This window comes from Mucilaginibacter sp. SJ, assembly GCF_028993635.1.
In the GTDB taxonomy this organism is placed as follows: Bacteria; Bacteroidota; Bacteroidia; order Sphingobacteriales; family Sphingobacteriaceae; genus Mucilaginibacter.
Genome location: NZ_CP118631.1, coordinates 6,260,940 through 6,279,271, shown reverse-complemented (window position 1 = coordinate 6,279,271; position 18,332 = coordinate 6,260,940). Strand labels below are relative to the sequence as shown.

The following is an 18,332-nucleotide window of genomic DNA, read 5'->3' as shown; positions in this document are numbered from 1 at the left end:
ATTATCACACCAGTTTTAACAACGATGACCCTAATAAAAGCCTTACAATTTAACTACCCTATTGTGGTACCGGAATTTTTTGCCCCCAACAGGGTTGCCGGCGTTGAGGAGAACAATATGGCATGTTATTTATTTAAACTCTGCAGGAATTGGGTAGGTGTTTTTCCGAATTCTTTTTTAAATGCTTTTTGGAAGTAAGAAACGCTTAAAATGCCAATCCTGTCAACCAGTTCATTTTGGGTGATGTCCTCGTGCGTGAGGATATAAGCCGCTTTTTTCAGACGGACCGTCCTGATAAATTCATTTATGGACTGACCTGATATCGCCTTTATTTTTTTATACAATGAAGAACGGCTTGTGTACATATTGCTGCAGATAAAATCAACATCCAGATCGGGGTTTGCAATATGATCCTCTATGAGCTTGATAAGTTTCCCGATGAACTCCTTGTCCTGTTCAGAGTGGACAAGCTCCGATGCTTCTGCATAATAATCCTCTGTATATTTTAATTTGAGTTTCCGGTTTTGTTCAAATAAATTAGCGATTGTCAACGTTAAAAGATCTATACTGACAGGTTTTGAAATATAAAAGTCAGCTCCCGATCCCATACCTTCCAGCTGTGCTTCCAATGCATCTTTTGCAGACAGGAACAGGAAAGGAATATGGCTGGTTTCAAAGGTTTGCCTGATTTTGCGGCAAAACTCAACGCCGCTCATCACCGGCATCATTACATCACTGATAATCAGATCGGGATTGTTCCTGACAGCCAGATCAAAACCTTCCTTACCGTTAATAGCCTCATAGACGGTGTATTTTTTCTCCAATACTCCTTTTAAAAATGCCCGGAGCTCATCATTATCTTCAACAATCAATACATGTTCTTTATTAACTGTATCAGCTACCGGTGTATTTGCCGGCTCTGTTAGCGGGAATGACACAGTGCTCTCTACAGAATTATCAAGGGCTTCCAACTGCACACCGGCGCCTTTTTTTTGCTCAAAGTCGATCTCTGTGTCGTTATAATCGTTCAGATCTTTTGGGAGCGCAACAAAAATTTCGGTCCCGATATTCCGCTCACTGTAAACCCAGATATCGCCGTGATGCAATTCAATAAGGCTTTTCACAAGGGCCAGCCCGATACCGGAGCCAATATGACTGTTATTTACCCTGTAATAACGGTCGAATACATGCCCGATGGATTCATTTGAAATTCCCACCCCAGTGTCGCTGACCCTGAAATAAATATAATGTTCGGCCCGTTTTTGAAATGAGTACTTATATTCAGGTGTAAATGCGGGTTTAATGAGCGCAGGGTCAGTAAATACTTCTAAAATTATTTTTCCGCCAGGCGGCGTATATTTAAAAGCATTATTAAGCAAATTAAACATAATCTTTTCTACTACCCGTTCGTCAAGAAAGGCAATTATTTCGCCGGCAGGCGATCGCAGCAAAAATTCAATTTGATTATGGTCTGCGAGTTCCTGAAACTCGTCGTGCAAAGCCTGGACAAATTCATTGACTAAGATTTCTGAGACGCCAAGTTTCACGGCATCATCTGCCACCTTCCGAAAGTTTATCAGTTCGTTGATGAGGTTGATCAGCCGTTTCGCATTGCGATGCATAATTTGAAACCTGTGCAGAAAAGCCTTATCCTTTAATTCAGCGATCAGGCTTTCAAGCGGACCGAGGATCAGCGTAAGTGGTGTACGAAATTCATGGGATATGTTGGCAAAGAACTGTAATTGCTGACGGTATAATTCTTCGCGCTGGGTATGCATTTCTTCGCGCTTTTTTTCTTCAATATCTCTTACAGCAAGTTCATTTTTAAGCCGGTACCATCTTGCCTGGTAAAAATAAACCCCCACGAGACCACCGATGATCAATACCAGGTAAGTTGATTTGGCGAGATCCGATTTCCACCATGGGGCCCTGACCACAATGGTCATTTCCGCCCGCTCTTCGCTCCAGATACCGTCATTATTGGTGGCTTCCAAAATCAGTTGATAATCATTATAATCCAGATTGGTATATGATGCCGAAGGTTTATTGCCTGACGTATAATTCCAATCCTTATCAAAGCCCACAAGCTTATACCGGTACCGGCATTTTGCCGAATTAGCATAATGCATAGCTGAAAATGAGATGACGAAATTATTTTGGTTGTAGTTCAACACCAGGGTACTTGTGTAAGGTAAGGCAGTGCTCATTACCTGTGAATCTTTTGCAGAATCACCAACATGCACCCTATTATTGTTAATCATTAAATCAGTAAAGGTTGGATGCGCATGAATGTTGTTATTTTTTATACTGTCCGGGTAAAAATAGTTCACACCATTTATTCCGCCGAAGTATAACCTGCCATTAGCCCCTCTGAACGAGGCCCCGACTTTGAAGCTGTTTCCCTGTAACCCGTCATTTTTATCATACCTGGTCAGTTTTTTGGTAAGGGGATCAAATCGTTCCAGGCCGTTTCCGCCCATCCATACATTACCATGGTCATCAAGTTCAATGGCTTCAACATCATTAAAAACCCCGAAGGCATGATCAAAAATTTTCACATTAAAATTATTATCATGATCAAGCTTCAGGAAATTAAGCCCCCCGCCTATTGTTCCAACCCAGTAGGAATTAGCCTGGTTTCTCCGTATCGGGAAAATATAATCAGAGCTCAACGAATTTGGTCCGTTGTTTACACCATAGTGGAAACGCTGTAGTATATTTCCTATACTGTCGATTTCTAACCGCAGCAGGCCATTGATACTGGAAACAAGGATTTCCGGTTTACTTTTATCAGCATAAACGTAATAGCCGGATCCGGTTCCTTTGTAGGAAACTTTATATTGTTTGTCCTTATCGCGTGTAATAATTCCAAATCCATCATAATAACTCCCAAACCAAATGTTTCCATAACAATCTTTAACTATGCTGGAAACGGAATGTTCAGGGAACTTTTCCGAACCACCGGGATGAAGGATTGCCGTACGCTGCTGATTTAATATCTCAATACCCTTATCCGAACTGATCCATAAATTGTGATCATCATCCATCTCAAGTGCATCTATTTCGTTACTCTTTAATTTCGGCTTCGTATCCCGGTTATTAAACTGAGTAAATTTCTTATTGCGGAAATCGTAGCGGTTCAAGCCATTTGAGTTTGTTCCTATCCACAGTGTTTTGCCCGATTCTTCCAATATTGACCGGGTATGATTTCCCGACAGTGTATTAAGGTTTTCGGGATTATGCTGAAATGTATAAAAATGCTTTTCATTTAAATCACAATAATCAATTCCACCGCCAAATGTACACACCCAAAGACATTCACTTCTGTCAATGAAAAGGTTATTCAGGAAATTGGTATTGATGCTGTTAATAAAACTTTTGTTGGTAATAATTTGCCTGATCGTCAGAGCCCTGTCTAAAAGGACCAATCCCGCATCAGTACTTACCCAATAATTTAAATTCTTATCCTGAATAATATCATTGATTACCGAACAGCCAGGTATGGCAACCTGTGTGGGCTTATCATATGGTAGTGTAAAATGTTTACCCGGGTAATTACCGGTCGTTATTGAGGTAAGTTGTATATTAGTGCCTTTAACTATCAGTACCTGGTTATTTCTGTTGATACTGATTTTAAGCAGGTCACTCAAAATTACGCGGTTGTTATCAGGATTCCGGTATCGGGACAATTGAAACGACTTATTCAAAACCCAAACCCCATCGCTACCGGCAAGCCATATAGTGCCATCTTTCCCAAGGGCCATATCAGAAAAATTTACGCCCGGAGGGTATTTCAGTGCTACATCTGTTAGTTGCCTGTCCTTGATCTTATATAACCGGAACCGGCCTTCTCCGAGGGTTGCCAAATACCCTCCCTTCAGACAGATCAAACGCACATAGTTTTTCTTGCCGATACGATGCGGGGTATTTTCCATATTGACATACCGCTCAGTCCTGGGGTCAAAATATTGGATCCCATCCTCAGATCCTAACCAAATCCGGTCATTTTCGTCCAGGCACATACTCCTGATCCTGTTCTTGAATGCGTAATTTTTGGGGATAGTCGTATTATAAAACCTTTTTATTTCGTGGCCGTCGAACCGGTCAAGACCGTAAAGTGTGGCAATCCAGATAAACCCCAGCTTGTCCTGCCTAACATCTTTAACATCGGTATGTGATAGTCCGTCATCAACCGTTAAATAGGAGAATTTTAGCGGATTTTGTTGGGTAAAAGCGTTAAAAGAAACTAATAAAGAGCAAAAAATCAGTACCACACGTTTCAATTTTTCACCATGGCTCAATTTTGGTCTGTTCATGAATTAAATATATGGTTCCTATAGGCTGTTTAAAAACGATTCAACATAATTCTTATAGAGGAGAAATGAACAATAACAACTATTAGCCCGCGGGAAGTTTTGGATTAGCTACCGACACGATCAAAAAAAAAACAAACAAAACAAATATTAAAAAAACAAAAGAAGAAATAAAGAAAATAAAAAATACCAAAATTGGCTTATCTGGCTATCATGCAGCTACTAAAGTTCCAGCAAAGCATTTTAAAAGCCTGGTTTATTCTTTTCTGGAGTTTCGATTACTACCTTTGACTTTTTAATCTTCAATCCATGCTTCCTAATCAGCGAAAAGACAAAATATTTGAATTAATAAAAGAAGACGGTTCGGCAAAGGTGATTGACCTTGCAAAAATATTTAAAGTCACAGAGGTGACCATCAGGCAAGACCTGGAAAAACTGGAGAGAGAGGGACTTATTTTGAGGGAACATGGCGGCGCATACCTTAAGAATATTGAAGACCAGGTTCGGGCATTTTCGCTGACGCACCAGGAAAACATGGATAAAAAGGAGCTGATCGCAAAAAAAAGCCTGGAGTTTATTGAAAGCGGCGACAGCATCATTTTAGACTCCGGCTCTACCACCACGGAGATAGCGAAGCTATTAAAGGGATTTAGGAATCTCACGGTTATAACCAATGCAATAAATATAGCAATGATGCTGGGAACAGAACCAGGCATTGATTTGATTGTCACCGGAGGTGAGTTTAAACCGCCAACATTGTCCCTTACCGGGCAAAAGGCGGCTGATTTTTTTAAGGGAATTTTTGTGCAGAAACTTTTTTTGGCAACTTCCGGTCTTTCCCTGAAGGCGGGGCTTACTTATCCCAGCATCAGCGACCTGGTAGTAAAAAAAGCGATGATTGATTCTGCAGAAACCACATATTTGGTAGCAGATTCTACCAAAATCGGGAAGAGCTCATTTGCCAGCCTGGGTGCGCTTTCACTTATCGATTATATTATAACCGATGCAGATATTGAACCAAAACATACCGAGGTTTTAAAGCAAAACGAAATAAAATTAATAATAGCAGAATAGAAAAAACACACGGTATTTTCTATTTTATTTGTTCGATCCTTTGAGGTACAGAATCTTAAAGATACATCTATGAGAATTCAATGCGGCTGATGGATTAATATAGCAGTTTTAATCGGCCGATCAACCCGCGCCCTTGTCAGCTGTATATTACCCTTTTAAACATATATCTGCACCGCAAACAAACCCTGTGCAATTATAATTACAAATTGCGATCTTAAACTTTACAAACCCCAGCTTACCCTAACATTTTTTTCTTTTTCAAATAAAAATCTTCGTTTATTTTCTTTTATTTTCTATTTTTGTTTAATTCGAAAAAGATATATTAAGAAAATTGCATTAACGGGAACTTACCGGCCATATTGCAAAGGAAAAATTTATCGGTTTGAATATTGACAGGATGATTTAATGACCATCTGAAATAACGCCCTTGCTGAGCTAAAGTGCGGTTACTAATTATCGAATTACCTAAGTTTTACAATATTTAATTAAAATACAATTTATGATGGAAAAGGGAAGCTTTGGGATTATCATAGGCAACAGGGATTTTTTTCCTGACAGGCTGGTAACCGAGGCCAGGATTGATATACTCCGCGTTTTTGATGACCTGAATCTAAAACCGATTTTATTGGATGAGCACGAAACCAAGCTTGGTGGTGTTGAAACCTTTAGAGACGCGCAGCGTTGTGCCGCATTGTTTAAGCAACACGAAAACGAAATTATGGGAATACTGGTGATATTGCCAAACTTCGGTGACGAGCGTGGTATTGCCGAGACACTTAAACTGGCCGGCCTGAACGTGCCCGTGCTGGTACAAGCCTACCCTGACGACCTGAGTAAGCTTGACGTAGCCCGCAGACGTGACGCGTGGTGTGGTAAAATATCTGCCTGCAATAACCTTTACCAATACGGTATAAAATACAGCATTACAGCCCAACACGTTATCCACCCCTCTGATGCAGCCTTCAGCAAGGAGCTTTTGGATTTTGTGGCCGTTTGCCGTGTAGTAAAAGGACTTCGTAAAGTACGTATCGGCGCTGTGGGTGCAAGACCGGGCGGCTTTAATACGGTCCGCTACAGCGAAAAGCTGCTACAGCGCAGCGGGATATCGGTGGTTACGGTTGACCTTTCCGAAATTTTGGGCAATGCTAACAAACTCACTAAAGACGACCAGATTGTTAAGCAACGTATTGATAAAATATTGGCTTATGCCCCAAAAGGGCGAACACCAGACGACGCTTTGGTACAAATAGCGAAGCTGGATGTAGTATTGAACAACTTTATGCAGGAAAATGAACTGGATGCCACCGCTATACAATGCTGGACATCGCTGCAGCAAAATTATGGCTGTAACGTGTGCACCAGCATGAGCATTATGAGCGAAAACATGCTGCCAAGCGCCTGCGAGGTTGATGTTACAGGCACACTAAGCATGTACGCCATGCAGCTTGCCTCCGGCTCACCAAGCGCATTGGTTGACTGGAATAATAATTACGCTGACGATGAAAATAAATGTGTGCTGTTTCATTGCGGTAACTGGGCCAAATCCTTTTTGCCGGATATTGAGATCAGCACCGCGCCAATCATCGGCACCTCTGTTGGCGAAGAGAACACCTTCGGTGCGTTAGCCGGGCGCACACCGGCTTCACCGCTTACCTTCGGCAGGATCAGTACTGACGATTGCCGGGGAATTATTAAGGCATACATAGGCGAAGGTGACTTGACGGATGATCCGCTGAACACTTTTGGCAACCGCGCTGTGGCCAAAATAAATGATATGCAGGGCCTGATGCAATATGTTTGCCGCAACGGTTTTGAACATCACGTAGTGATGAACGCATCAAAAACTGCCGGGATACTAAAAGAAGCGCTTGGAAATTATATGGGATGGGAAGTACACCATCACAACGGCTAAAAATTATAATTATGACTGAAAGGGAGTTAGCACAAAAGTCGATAGCGTACCGCAAAAATATCCTGAAATATATTGTGGGTGCAAATGCCGGGCATACAGGGGGGAGTTTGTCATGTATAGATATTTTAAACGTGCTGTATAATAATTTTTTAAATGTAAGCCCGGAAACTTTTGCCTCTCCCGATAGGGACCGGTATATCCAAAGCAAAGGCCATTGCGTTGAGGCGCTGTTTGTGGTACTGGCAGACAAAGGATTTTTCGCAGAAAGCGACCTGGAAACGCTTTGCAAATACAAATCGCATTACATAGGTCACCCAACACGTAAAGTACACGGTGTGGAGCAAAATACCGGCGCATTAGGTCATGGCTTGCCAGTTGCGGTTGGAACTGCTCTTGCTGCAAAAATGGACAAAAAAGCCTATCGCGTATTCACTCTTTTAGGAGACGGCGAATTACCGGAAGGATCAAACTGGGAGGCAGCGCTTACTGCATCGCACTACAAACTGGATAATTTGTGCGCCATTGTCGATAAAAACACGCTTCAGATAACGGGGCCTACGGCCGATGTGTGCAATACCGACCCGCTGGATAAAAAATTTGAGACCTTTGGCTGGTCGGTAACCGAGGTTGACGGTCATGACTTTAAGGCACTGAACGAAACACTTGCTAAAATCCCCTTCGAAACTGGCAAGCCAAATTTGATAATAGCTCATACAGTGAAGGGCAAAGGCATCAGTTTTATGGAGAACCAAATAAAATGGCACCATGGTGTGCCGAATAAGGACCAATACATCGATGCAGTGGACGAGTTGAATAACGCTTTGGCATTGGTATAAATTAAATAGAGATGGGTGCAGTAATTGATAATGAAGTAGTAACTACGAGATCAAACCAGGATGTTTTTTCGGGCATATTGCAGGAGCTCGCAGCTAACGACGGGCAGATAGTTGTTGTGACCAGCGATTCACGGGGGTCGGGCAAACTGGTGCCCTTTGGACAAAAGTTCCCTGAACAAATTGTTGAGATAGGTATAGCAGAACAAAACCTGGTAGGTGTAGCGGCAGGACTGGCCTCTGCCGGAAAAAAAGCATTTGCTGTTTCGCCCGCATGTTTTTTGACAGCAAGGGCATTGGAACAAATAAAAAATGACGTAGCCTATTCTGATAACCCGGTGAGGTTGGTAGGCATCAGTGCCGGGGTAAGTTACGGCCCGTTGGGAACAACCCACCATAGCCTTCATGATTTTGCAGTTTTGCGGGCGATTAACAATATTATAATCGTTGCACCGGCCGATAACTTCGAAACAGAACAAGCCGCACGGTTAAGTGCAAAAATCAATAAGCCGATTTATTTAAGATTTGGCAAGAAACCGATGCCGCTCCTTAATCCATGTGAAACTTCGTTTGAATTTGGTAAGGGCCGGATAGTTAGGGAAGGTGACGACCTTGCTATCATTGCCAATGGCGAAACTGTTTATCCTGCATTGCAGGCCGCTGAAAAATTACATCATGAGCATGGCATAAACGCGACCGTAGTAAGCATGCATACCATAAAACCTTTGGATACCGTTTTGTTAGCAAAACTGGCAATTGACACTGGTGCCATCATAACAGTAGAAGAACACGGTGTGTATGGTGGTTTGGGTGAAGCCTGTGCCTCATACCTGCTTCAGCACGGATACAAAAAACCTTTTAAAATTATGGGTATTCCTGACGAATATACCGTTACCGGCTCCCAGGCAGAAATATTAAATCATTATCATATATCAAAAGATGGCATTGCTGATGCCGCTATCCAACTATTAAAAACAATTTGACCTGGAAGTTATGAGAAAACTATCAGTTTGGTTATTGTTGATTGTTATGATCGTTGGCTGCAAAAACCAGGCAAATAACACAAGTCAGCCTAAAAAGGTGGCGATTATCGTTTCCACCCTAAATAACCCCTGGTTTGTGTTTCTTGCGCAAACAGCGGCAGCTAAGGCTAAAGAGCTGGGTTATGACAGCCGTATTTTCGATTCGCAAAACAATACTGCATTAGAAACTGATCATTTTGAAAACGCCATTGCTACTGGCTATAAAGCCATTTTATTTAATCCTACCGATGCCAATGGCTCGATAGTAAACGTAAATAAAGCTAAAGCTGCCGGGGTACCCGTTTTTTGTATGGACAGGGAGGTTAATTCGACCGATGGTGCAACATCGCAAATACTTTCTGACAGTTATTCGGGTAGTGCCGATGTAGGAAAATATTTTGTACAAACCATGCACAAAACGGGGAAGTATGTTGAACTGCTGGGTTTGGTATCTGATAACAATACATGGAACCGGTCTAAAGGATTTCATAGCGTAGTTGATTTTTACCCGGCATTAAAAATGGTGGCGCAGCAAAGCGCAGAATTCGACCAAAACAAGGCAATGGAAGTTACCGAATCTATATTGCAGGCGCATCCGGATATTAATGGGATATTTTGCGGCAACGATGCAATGGCCTTAGGCGCGTACCAAGCGCTGGTAGCCGCAGGCAAAGCCGGTAAAGTAAAAGTCTTTGGCTTTGACGGGGCGGCCGACGTGGTACAATCCATCAGAGACGGGAAGATAACCGCTACCGGCATGCAATTTCCAAAAATCATGGCGCAAACCGCGGCAATCTATGCCGATGAATATTTTAAAGGCAAGCGCGATTTTCCGAGGAAAATACCGGTAAGCGTGGAACTGGTAACCGCACATAACGTGAATGATTACATTGCCTTCGGTAAAAAATAATCAGGTATGAACAAAACACTGAAGTGCATTTTATGGATGGTGGTGCTGGTCTTTATCGGCTACAAATCCATCTACTTTAAGAAACTTCATAGCATGAAGGCGGTTAATACCGGCAATTTTAACGCCGCAGCATATGCATCAAATTATTTAAATATAACACTGCCGGGCTTAATGGGCAAGGCTATACCGGTTGACCGTTTGTTGGCCGACCTGCAATCGGCCCCTCAAAAAACGTTTGATACTTATTCGAATGCCCTGGATATTGGCACCATCCGCTTCTTTTGGGTTAAAGGCAGAGGAAGGGTCGTTAGTGTAAATGAGGAAAACGTAACATTGCAAACGGATAGCATGCATGCAATTATTAATATAGCCACCGAATACGTATTTGGCAACGCTGTGCGTGATGCAACAGGGTTGATACATATTAATGATTTTGGCAGCACCGCCGATCTTAATAATATATCCGCAGAGATAAATAAACTTATCCGGCGGCAGGTTTTACCGCCCTTTAAAGCTAAGGCAAAAAAGGGGGATGAAATAGAATTTTCAGGCGCAGTTGAATTGAACAGCGCACACCTTGACGTTGCAGGCTCGGAATTTATACCCGTATCATTAAAAATTATGCGCTGATATATGCTTGTCGCAGAAAATATCACCAAAAAGTTTTCGGGTGTCACCGCACTCAACAATGTTTGCATGGAGTTGCATCCCGGCAAGGTAAACGCAATTTTAGGTGAGAACGGCGCCGGGAAATCCACCCTAATGAAGATCCTTTCGGGGGTTTACCCGGATTACGAAGGCAGGGTAATATTGAAGGGTAAACAAGTAAACTTTACAAACCCGCGTGAGGCACAGCAGGCCGGGATTGCGATCATTCACCAGGAACTTAACCTGGTTCCGCATTTAAGCATCACAGAAAATATCTTTTTAGGACAGGAGATAGTCAATAGCTGGGGCTTTCTCGATCGTGGTGCCATGCGTGTTAAAACTGCTGAATTATTAAAGCAGCTGAAACTCGATGTTGACCCTGATACATTTATCGCCGGGCTTAAGGTTGGCCAGCAGCAGGTTGTTGAAATTGCAAAGGCCTTGCTTACCGATTGCGATGTAATCATCATGGACGAACCTACATCGGCTATCAGCGAAGGTGAGGTGGCTGTTTTATTTGAGATCATTGCGTCGCTTAAAGCAGAGAACAAAGCCGTTGTTTACATTTCACACAAATTAGATGAGCTTTTTAAAATAGCCGACAGGTATATTGTGCTCCGCGATGGCTGTACCATTGAATCAGGCGATATGCAGGGTATGACGCATGATGCCCTGATCAAAAAAATGGTAGGCCGCGAATTAAATATACTTAAAAAGGCGGGCACCCGTGCTGATGACACACCATTATTATCGGTACAAAACATTAGCCTGAAGCATAGCGAAAGTGCCAGGCGCTTATTAGTGAACAACGTTTCGTTTTCATTGAGGCGCGGCGAGGTGCTGGGCATTTTTGGGCTGATGGGCGCCGGAAGAACCGAGTTGCTTGAAACTATATATGGCTTACATCATCAAACTTCGCCGGGTACCATACAAATTAAAAACCAGACTGTAAAATTCACATCGCCTGCGGCAGCGATGAAAGCAGGTATAGCCCTGGTGCCCGAAGACCGCAAACGCGATGGGTTGGTATTGGGCCTCAACGTAAAAACTAATATCAATTTAACATCATTTCATAAACTGCAAAAATTTGGCTGGCTCAACGAGGAAAAAGAAGCTGCGCTTGCTCAGAAATATATCGACTTGTTAAAAATCAAGACCCCCTCGGCAAACCAGGCGGTAAAAAATCTGAGCGGAGGTAATCAACAAAAAATTGTGCTTGCAAAATGCCTGGCAACATCGCCCAAAATATTAATGCTGGATGAGCCAACGCGCGGCATTGATATCCATGCAAAAAATGAGATTTATAAGCTGATACTTGAACTGGCCGCCGGGTCACTTGGAATAATTGTAGTATCATCGGAATTACCGGAGCTCCTGGCTTTATCCGATCGTATACTCGTTATGTCGGAAGGAAGAATCACAGCCGAATTTTCTGCAGCCAACGCAACCGAAGATAATATATTAAAGGCCGCCATCCCTAAAACCAATTAACAGCACCTGATGAATCTTAATAAATATCGCCCCTACTTAATTAAATTTCAACCGCTGATCGCGCTTTTTGTGCTTTGTGTGGTATTGGCATTCCTGTCGGATAAATTCATGACGGTTGATAATGGCTGGAACGTGATGCGGCAGATCTCCGTCAACATCTGTATCGCGGTCGGGATGACGCTCGTAGTACTGACATCGGGGATTGACCTTTCAGTTGGTTCGGTTCTGGCCCTATGCGGCGCCATCACAGCGGGGCTGTTGAAAAACGGCATAGCGATACCCGCCGCCAATTTATTTATCGGCTTCACGGTTTTAGGGGCAATTATTACCGGTTTGCTTACAGGTTCGTTCATTGGCGCGTTTAACGGCTGGATGATAACCCGTTTTAAGGTACCCCCGTTTGTAGCTACGCTGGCTATGCTTACCATCGCCCGTGGCCTCGCCCTGTTATGGACCAAAGGCTTCCCAATATCGGTATTGGGAAATCATTTTGCTTATATAGGTACCGGCTGGCTCCTGGGGATACCTGTACCGGTATGGATATCGGCCATTGTTGTTTTGACGGCCATTTTAATCACCGGTAAAACGCCGCTGGGGAGATACATTTACGCCATAGGTGGTAATGAGAATGCCGCTAAACTATCGGGTATTAACATCAGCAAGGTTAAAATAATTGTATATGGCCTTGCCGGTGCGCTGGCCGCCATAGGCGGACTGATCGTAACCTCCCGGCTGGATTCCGCACAACCTAACGCGGGCACCAGTTATGAATTGGATGCCATAGCCGCTGTGGTTATCGGCGGTACGTCTTTATCCGGCGGCAAAGGCAGTATCTGGGGTACCGTGCTGGGCGCGGTGATCATTGGCGTACTGAATAATGGTTTGGTGCTGTTGAATGTTTCACCATTCTGGCAACAAGTAGTTAAAGGTTTCGTCATACTTTTAGCCGTAATTATTGATAAAGCCAACTCAAAAAGCGAATAATGAACAAGCAATATATTTTGGCAGTAGACCAGGGGACAAGCAGTACCAAATGCCTTGTTTTTGACGGACAGGGTAAAGTGGTTTGTAAAGTTACTGAGCCATTAAAAACGCATTACCTTGGCGGCGGACTTGTGGAGCAGGAACCAGAGGCCATTTATCAAAACGTACTTGATGCAATAAAAAAATGCACGGATATTTTTAAACTAAACGGCGGCAACCTGGCTAATATAAGTTGCTGTGGTATATCCAATCAGCGCGAAACTTTTTTAGTTTGGGATAAGGATGGTATGCCACTGCACAATGCTTTAGTTTGGCAATGCAAAAGATCGGTGGGTGTTTGTGAAGTTTTAAAGGCTGACGGCTTGGAACCGTTAATAAAGGAACGAACAGGGTTGATCATAGATCCGTATTTTTCGGGCACCAAGATGCTGTGGCTTTATAAAAATAATGAAGCTATAACCAACGCTGTTGATAATGGTGAAGCTTATTTTGGAACGATAGATACCTGGCTGCTGTATAAATTCACCAATGGCACTCAATATTATACCGATCACACCAATGCCTCGCGCACACTGTTCTTTAACCTGCACACACTACAGTGGGACATCGAAATTTTAAACGCATTCGGGCTATCCGGATTAAATCTTCCTGAAATTAAACCCTCCTCTTCGCTTTATGGCCAATCAAATTTCGGTGGAATATTTGATATACCTGTAAATATCACCGCAATGATCGGTGACTCCCATGCAGCTGCATTCGGCGAGGGTTGCTTCGCACCGGGAACAGCAAAAGCCACGTTGGGTACAGGATGTTCCATTCTGATGAATATAGGGAACACCGCTAAAACATCTGCTAATGGCATGGTTACCACCATTTGCTGGAGCACCGAAGACAGGGTTGATTACGCCCTGGAAGGCGTCATCGTTTCATGCGGCGCTACCGTTGAGTGGATAAAAAATGAATTGGGCCTTTTTAAAGAGATTTCTGAGACCGAAGCAATGGCCTGTTCAGTAGCCGATAATAACGGCGTTTATATTGTCCCTGCCTTCAGTGGCCTGGGCGCTCCTTATTGGCAAATGGACAGAAAAGCCGAAATAACCGGGCTTACATTCGATTGCAATAAAAACCATATTACCAGGGCAGCGCTCGAATCTATCGGCTACCTGGTAAGGGATGTATTAGAGGCTATGCAAATCGATGCAGGTATCAGCCTAAGTGAGTTAATGATACATGGCGGCATCACCGCAAATAAATTTGTGGTGACTTTCCTGGCGGATTTGCTGCCATGTAACTTGATATGTAATGATATGCCAGATATTTCGGCAAAAGGCGCGGCCATGCTCGCGGGGCTGAATGCAGGTGTCTTTGCAGATATTGAATATATAAAAAACCTGGCTGGCAAAAACAGCCCCATTAAAAAAGGGTTTTATGCCGAAAATATAAGCCTCTATTATTCAGAATGGCGCAAAAGAGTGGGCATTACCGGATCATTACGCCCTGTAAGTAAACGTCGCCAATAACAGGAATCAACAAGCCGAAGGTTCCCTTTTTGTGCAATGATCTTAATATGATTTAAACCGGATTTTAAGCGTACGGCCGGCCATATCAGTCGACATAGCGAGTCTTTTTGCAGTGTGCCTTGCGACTTTCCATTAACATATAATTCGGCAATCGGGAAATTGGTATAAGCTTTAACGCTGATCACAGAGTCCTTACGTTCGGCAAAACGTCGTTCGGTAAGATGGAGCATTGGCTCATCATTCCAGTTGGCTTTATAGAAATAGAAGGCATCCTTTTTTATGGCCCGGTCATAGGTTACCAGCCCCTTATCATTAATTCCTGGCTGATCTCCTTCATTTCGGATAGAAGACCCAAGATCAGCCAACACCCAAATAAATTTACCCCATATAAACGGACGCTTTGCCAGTTCATGCCAACTTTTTTCATGAAAAGAGGATTGCCACTCTTCCGGGTGAAAACGGCTATCCGGCAATGGCCGTAATCCTTCCGGGGCATGTTTAAAAGGGCTTCCGCCGGCTCCATATTCACTTAGCGCGAATGCTTGTTGTGGATACAGGCTGTGGGTTTGATCGGCCCAAGCTCCCAAATCTTTAGCGTCACCTCCATACCAGCCATAATATTTGTTCCACCCAATTAAATCGGTCAGGCCGTTAAATGCCGCGCCATCCAGGAAAGTGGCGCCTGCAGTCAGCCTGCCCGGATCCAGTTGTTTAGTTAACCGGTCCAGTTCCTTAATAAAATTCCGCGGGTCATCATAGTCAAGCTTAAGCTCATTATAAAGCCCCCAGAAAAGGACAGCGGGATGATTATAATTTTGTTTGATCATCTCCGTGAGCACTTGCCTGGCTTGTTTTTTTAATGCCGGGCTATTCACAAATCCTGCCCCCCGATATCCACCGGGGCCTACAAGCGGTAGTTCGCTCCATACCACCAACCCGTATCGGTCGCAAAGGTCATAGAACAACTTTGATTGCGGATAATGCGTGAGCCTGACGCCGTTGGCACCCAATTCCCTGATCAAAGCGATATCCCGTTCCTGATCTGCATCGCCCAGCGCAGATCCTTTTCCAAACACATCTTCATGACGACAAACACCCCTGATATTAAGATAATGGCCATTGAGCAGCAAACCTTTTTTCGGATCTACTTTAAAATATCTTAACCCGGTATAAACCGAAACGCTGTCAATTAAACGAGTACCTGCTAATATGCTGACAGTAACCTTATAGCGATAAGGATCTTTAACCCCGTTCCATAAATGAGGCTGCGAAACGGTTAGCATATCATTTAAGGTCGTATCTGCTGAAACAGGTAAAATATTTTCTTTTATGACTCGATTTTTTGCGTCAATAATCTGTGTCATCAATTGCAGCTTACTGTTTGGCTGTGCAAAGGAGAGAACGGTTTTAATACCAATCTTCGCTGTTTTCTCAGAAACTGATATAGGCGCAACGTATACTCCGGGCGACGCGAAATCAAGCGGAGAAATACAATTTTGAGGAGTAATTAACAAAGATACCGGCCTGTGTACCCCGCCGTATATATTAAAATCTCCGGCAACCGGCAAGGCCCCGTAGCTAAAAGCATTGCTTGCCTGGACAGTTATTATGTTTTCTGCTTCAAAGTTTACAAATGCTGTGATCTCAAAACAAAATGCCGTGTAACCACCGGTATGACTATCCACATATTTATTATTAACAAATACGCTGCACGAAGAATTAACACCCTCGAAATACAAAAAGAACCTTTTACCGCGCCATTCCTTTTTAAGTGATAAGCTCCGTTCGTAAATAGCCGCTGTCCGGTTATAATTTAAAGTATCAGGCCCCGGTCTGTTATTCCAGGTGTGGGGGATATCTACTTGCTGCTGCTGAAAAATTTTACGTACATCATAAAGATAATGAAACCGCCATCCCAAATTAAGTGAAATAAGTTGTCTTGCAGGCAACTCATCGCTAAAAGAGACCTTGGTAACCTGCCTGTTCTGCTTTGCCTGTCCGGACTCATCAAACGTCATCATCAATAGAAAATCAAGAACAACTACCTTCCAATAAAAGAATGACTTGCGAAAAGGATGGCAGATCTTATCTCCCATCCTTTGTTTTATCGCGTTTATGCGCATACACTATCCCGCTTAGTTATTGTAACCCGGATTTTGTTTGATTTTATCCGGGTTGATATCAATTTGCGCTTGCGGCACCGGGAATATTTTTTGATAATCCTTTATCTGAATTAATACCCCTTGAGCAAGCAGGTTGTATTTCACGAAATAGGCGTTCATTACTGTCAGCAATCTGCCTGTACGTGCCAGGTCAAAAAAGCGCTGGCCTTCAAAACAAAATTCCAGGCGCCGTTCTTTTTCGATGGCAACCCGCAGGTCACTTTGGGTAAGACTGCCAAGGCTGATTACATTTGCCCTCGTCCTTACCTGGTTAACATATGGGATAGCAATTGCCGTGCTACCTGTTTCGTTAAGACACTCGGCATACATAAGCAGGATATCTGCATATCTAAGTACAGGGTAGTCAACACTGGTTTCATTTTTAGCTACCATTCCCTTATCAACAAATTTCTTAACATATGGATAGTTAACTGTAACACCCTTAGCATTTACGTAAGTAGTAGCCAGCGATACCTCCTTCCGCACATCAGATGCATCAAAAGCATTGATAATATCCGGCGTGGGGGCGTTAAAACCATTGCCGGCCCCTACCTGAACCGCATCTCCGGAGTTCTCGGGCACAAAATTCACAAAAGATGCTGCCCCCTGCCCAATCCCGCCGCGCGTATATTGTATGGAAAATAATATCTCTTTATTGTTGCCGTTGTTATGGTGAAAAATATCAGCATAATTAATTAAAGTGTAGATATTAGCATCGATCACAGCCTTAAGTACCGGCAAAGCATCAGTAAACTTATTTTGAAACAGCAGCACCTTACCGAGCATGCCCCTTGCCGCGTTGGCTGTAATACGACCTGCATCAGATGCGTTATAAAACGAGGGCAAAAGCGATGCCGCACCGGTAAGATCAGTTTCGATTTGTTTATACACATTGTCTGCCGTTTCCCTGGTATAGGTGTAAGCCTCATCTGTTGTTTTCAATTCTTTTAATACCAGGGGAACGCCGCCAAATGTTTTAACAAGCGTAAAATAAAAATAAGCTCTCAAAAACCTGGCTTCGCCGGTATATTGCTTTTTTAAAGCAGCATCCATGTTAATAGCGTCAATTCTGCTGATGATGGCGTTTGCTCTGCTAATGCCCGTATAACAGTTATTCCACCTGTTATTCAAAATGGCAGAAGCGGCAGAACCGGATGCAGTCACTAAAAAATTATCAAAATCGCAATGTCCGCTAAGACAAGAACCAGAATTGGCATAAGTGTCATCCGATGTCAGGTCTCCGAATATAAAGTCAGCCCCGTTCACTCCCGCAAGCTGCAGGGCCGAATAAGTGGCGTTAACTGCATTTTTGAAATCATTTGCCGAATTATAGAATTGCTGTTGAGTACCTGCAGCAATAGGAGTTAATTCGATATAGCTTTTTTTACAACCGATAAAAAGCGACAGCATTATAAAAATCAGAATGGAGAAATATCTTTTCATAACGATACTTTTATTTGAAA

The 18,332-nt window shown here is 43.1% G+C and carries 12 protein-coding genes; 9 read left to right on the top strand and 3 right to left on the bottom strand.

Features of this window, described 5'->3' with window-relative positions; genetic code table 11:
* Positions 1-125: 125 nt before the first annotated feature.
* Entirely contained in the window at positions 126-4,316 is a 4,191-nt protein-coding gene (locus MusilaSJ_RS25760) for a hybrid sensor histidine kinase/response regulator transcription factor (RefSeq protein WP_274987623.1), read from the bottom strand.
* A gap of 306 nt (positions 4,317-4,622) precedes the next feature.
* Here MusilaSJ_RS25760 and MusilaSJ_RS25755 point away from each other — a divergent pair, with 306 nt between their 5' ends.
* From MusilaSJ_RS25755 to MusilaSJ_RS25715, 9 genes are all read left to right on the top strand, one after another.
* Positions 4,623-5,387, top strand: coding sequence for a DeoR/GlpR family DNA-binding transcription regulator (locus MusilaSJ_RS25755; protein WP_274987622.1), 765 nt, complete (start codon positions 4,623-4,625; stop codon positions 5,385-5,387).
* A 499-nt stretch (positions 5,388-5,886) separates the two neighbouring features.
* Positions 5,887-7,299: an L-fucose/L-arabinose isomerase family protein gene (locus MusilaSJ_RS25750; RefSeq protein ID WP_274987621.1), complete on the top strand. Its 1,413-nt coding sequence runs from the start codon at positions 5,887-5,889 to the stop codon at positions 7,297-7,299.
* 11 nt (positions 7,300-7,310) lie between these two features.
* Complete coding sequence (locus MusilaSJ_RS25745) at positions 7,311-8,135, top strand: transketolase (protein WP_274987620.1); 825 nt, start codon at positions 7,311-7,313, stop codon at positions 8,133-8,135.
* An 11-nt stretch (positions 8,136-8,146) separates the two neighbouring features.
* Positions 8,147-9,115: a transketolase family protein gene (locus tag MusilaSJ_RS25740; RefSeq protein ID WP_274987619.1), complete on the top strand. Its 969-nt coding sequence runs from the start codon at positions 8,147-8,149 to the stop codon at positions 9,113-9,115.
* A gap of 10 nt (positions 9,116-9,125) precedes the next feature.
* Positions 9,126-10,064 carry a D-ribose ABC transporter substrate-binding protein gene (locus MusilaSJ_RS25735; protein WP_274987618.1) on the top strand — a complete coding sequence of 313 codons (939 nt, stop codon included), beginning with the start codon at positions 9,126-9,128 and terminating at the stop codon, positions 10,062-10,064.
* A 6-nt stretch (positions 10,065-10,070) separates the two neighbouring features.
* The gene (locus MusilaSJ_RS25730) at positions 10,071-10,694 is read left to right on the top strand and encodes a DUF2291 domain-containing protein (protein WP_274987617.1); all 624 of its coding nucleotides are present in this window, start codon (positions 10,071-10,073) and stop codon (positions 10,692-10,694) included.
* A 3-nt stretch (positions 10,695-10,697) separates the two neighbouring features.
* On the top strand, positions 10,698-12,203 hold the full coding sequence (locus tag MusilaSJ_RS25725) for a sugar ABC transporter ATP-binding protein (protein WP_274987616.1): 1,506 nt from the start codon (positions 10,698-10,700) through the stop codon (positions 12,201-12,203).
* A 9-nt stretch (positions 12,204-12,212) separates the two neighbouring features.
* A complete protein-coding gene (locus tag MusilaSJ_RS25720; protein ID WP_274987615.1) occupies positions 12,213-13,187 on the top strand; it encodes an ABC transporter permease in 975 nt (324 codons plus the stop codon).
* On the top strand, positions 13,187-14,707 hold the full coding sequence (locus MusilaSJ_RS25715) for an FGGY family carbohydrate kinase (protein ID WP_274987614.1): 1,521 nt from the start codon (positions 13,187-13,189) through the stop codon (positions 14,705-14,707). The genes MusilaSJ_RS25720 and MusilaSJ_RS25715 overlap by 1 nt, the downstream gene beginning before the upstream one ends.
* Here the strand turns inward: MusilaSJ_RS25715 and MusilaSJ_RS25710 are convergent.
* Both MusilaSJ_RS25710 and MusilaSJ_RS25705 read right to left on the bottom strand, forming a co-directional pair.
* The gene (locus MusilaSJ_RS25710; protein ID WP_274987613.1) at positions 14,638-16,803 is read right to left on the bottom strand and encodes a glycoside hydrolase family 2 protein; all 2,166 of its coding nucleotides are present in this window, start codon (positions 16,801-16,803) and stop codon (positions 14,638-14,640) included. The genes MusilaSJ_RS25715 and MusilaSJ_RS25710 overlap by 70 nt on opposite strands.
* Before the next feature lie 39 nt (positions 16,804-16,842).
* A complete protein-coding gene (locus MusilaSJ_RS25705; protein WP_274987612.1) occupies positions 16,843-18,312 on the bottom strand; it encodes a RagB/SusD family nutrient uptake outer membrane protein in 1,470 nt (489 codons plus the stop codon).
* Positions 18,313-18,332: the final 20 nt, after the last annotated feature.

What these genes read in the sequence shown, in the direction of transcription:
- MusilaSJ_RS25735 (WP_274987618.1), top strand. Translation starts at nt 9,126, where the DNA reads ATGAGAAAACTATCAGTTTGGTTATTGTTGATTGTTATGATCGTTGGC.
- MusilaSJ_RS25705 (WP_274987612.1), bottom strand. Translation starts at nt 18,312, where the DNA reads ATGAAAAGATATTTCTCCATTCTGATTTTTATAATGCTGTCGCTTTTT.
- MusilaSJ_RS25750 (WP_274987621.1), top strand. Translation starts at nt 5,887, where the DNA reads ATGATGGAAAAGGGAAGCTTTGGGATTATCATAGGCAACAGGGATTTT.
- MusilaSJ_RS25715 (WP_274987614.1), top strand. Translation starts at nt 13,187, where the DNA reads ATGAACAAGCAATATATTTTGGCAGTAGACCAGGGGACAAGCAGTACC.
- MusilaSJ_RS25730 (WP_274987617.1), top strand. Translation starts at nt 10,071, where the DNA reads ATGAACAAAACACTGAAGTGCATTTTATGGATGGTGGTGCTGGTCTTT.
- MusilaSJ_RS25740 (WP_274987619.1), top strand. Translation starts at nt 8,147, where the DNA reads ATGGGTGCAGTAATTGATAATGAAGTAGTAACTACGAGATCAAACCAG.
- MusilaSJ_RS25760 (WP_274987623.1), bottom strand. Translation starts at nt 4,316, where the DNA reads ATGAACAGACCAAAATTGAGCCATGGTGAAAAATTGAAACGTGTGGTA.
- MusilaSJ_RS25710 (WP_274987613.1), bottom strand. Translation starts at nt 16,803, where the DNA reads ATGGGAGATAAGATCTGCCATCCTTTTCGCAAGTCATTCTTTTATTGG.
- MusilaSJ_RS25745 (WP_274987620.1), top strand. Translation starts at nt 7,311, where the DNA reads ATGACTGAAAGGGAGTTAGCACAAAAGTCGATAGCGTACCGCAAAAAT.
- MusilaSJ_RS25725 (WP_274987616.1), top strand. Translation starts at nt 10,698, where the DNA reads ATGCTTGTCGCAGAAAATATCACCAAAAAGTTTTCGGGTGTCACCGCA.
- MusilaSJ_RS25755 (WP_274987622.1), top strand. Translation starts at nt 4,623, where the DNA reads ATGCTTCCTAATCAGCGAAAAGACAAAATATTTGAATTAATAAAAGAA.
- MusilaSJ_RS25720 (WP_274987615.1), top strand. Translation starts at nt 12,213, where the DNA reads ATGAATCTTAATAAATATCGCCCCTACTTAATTAAATTTCAACCGCTG.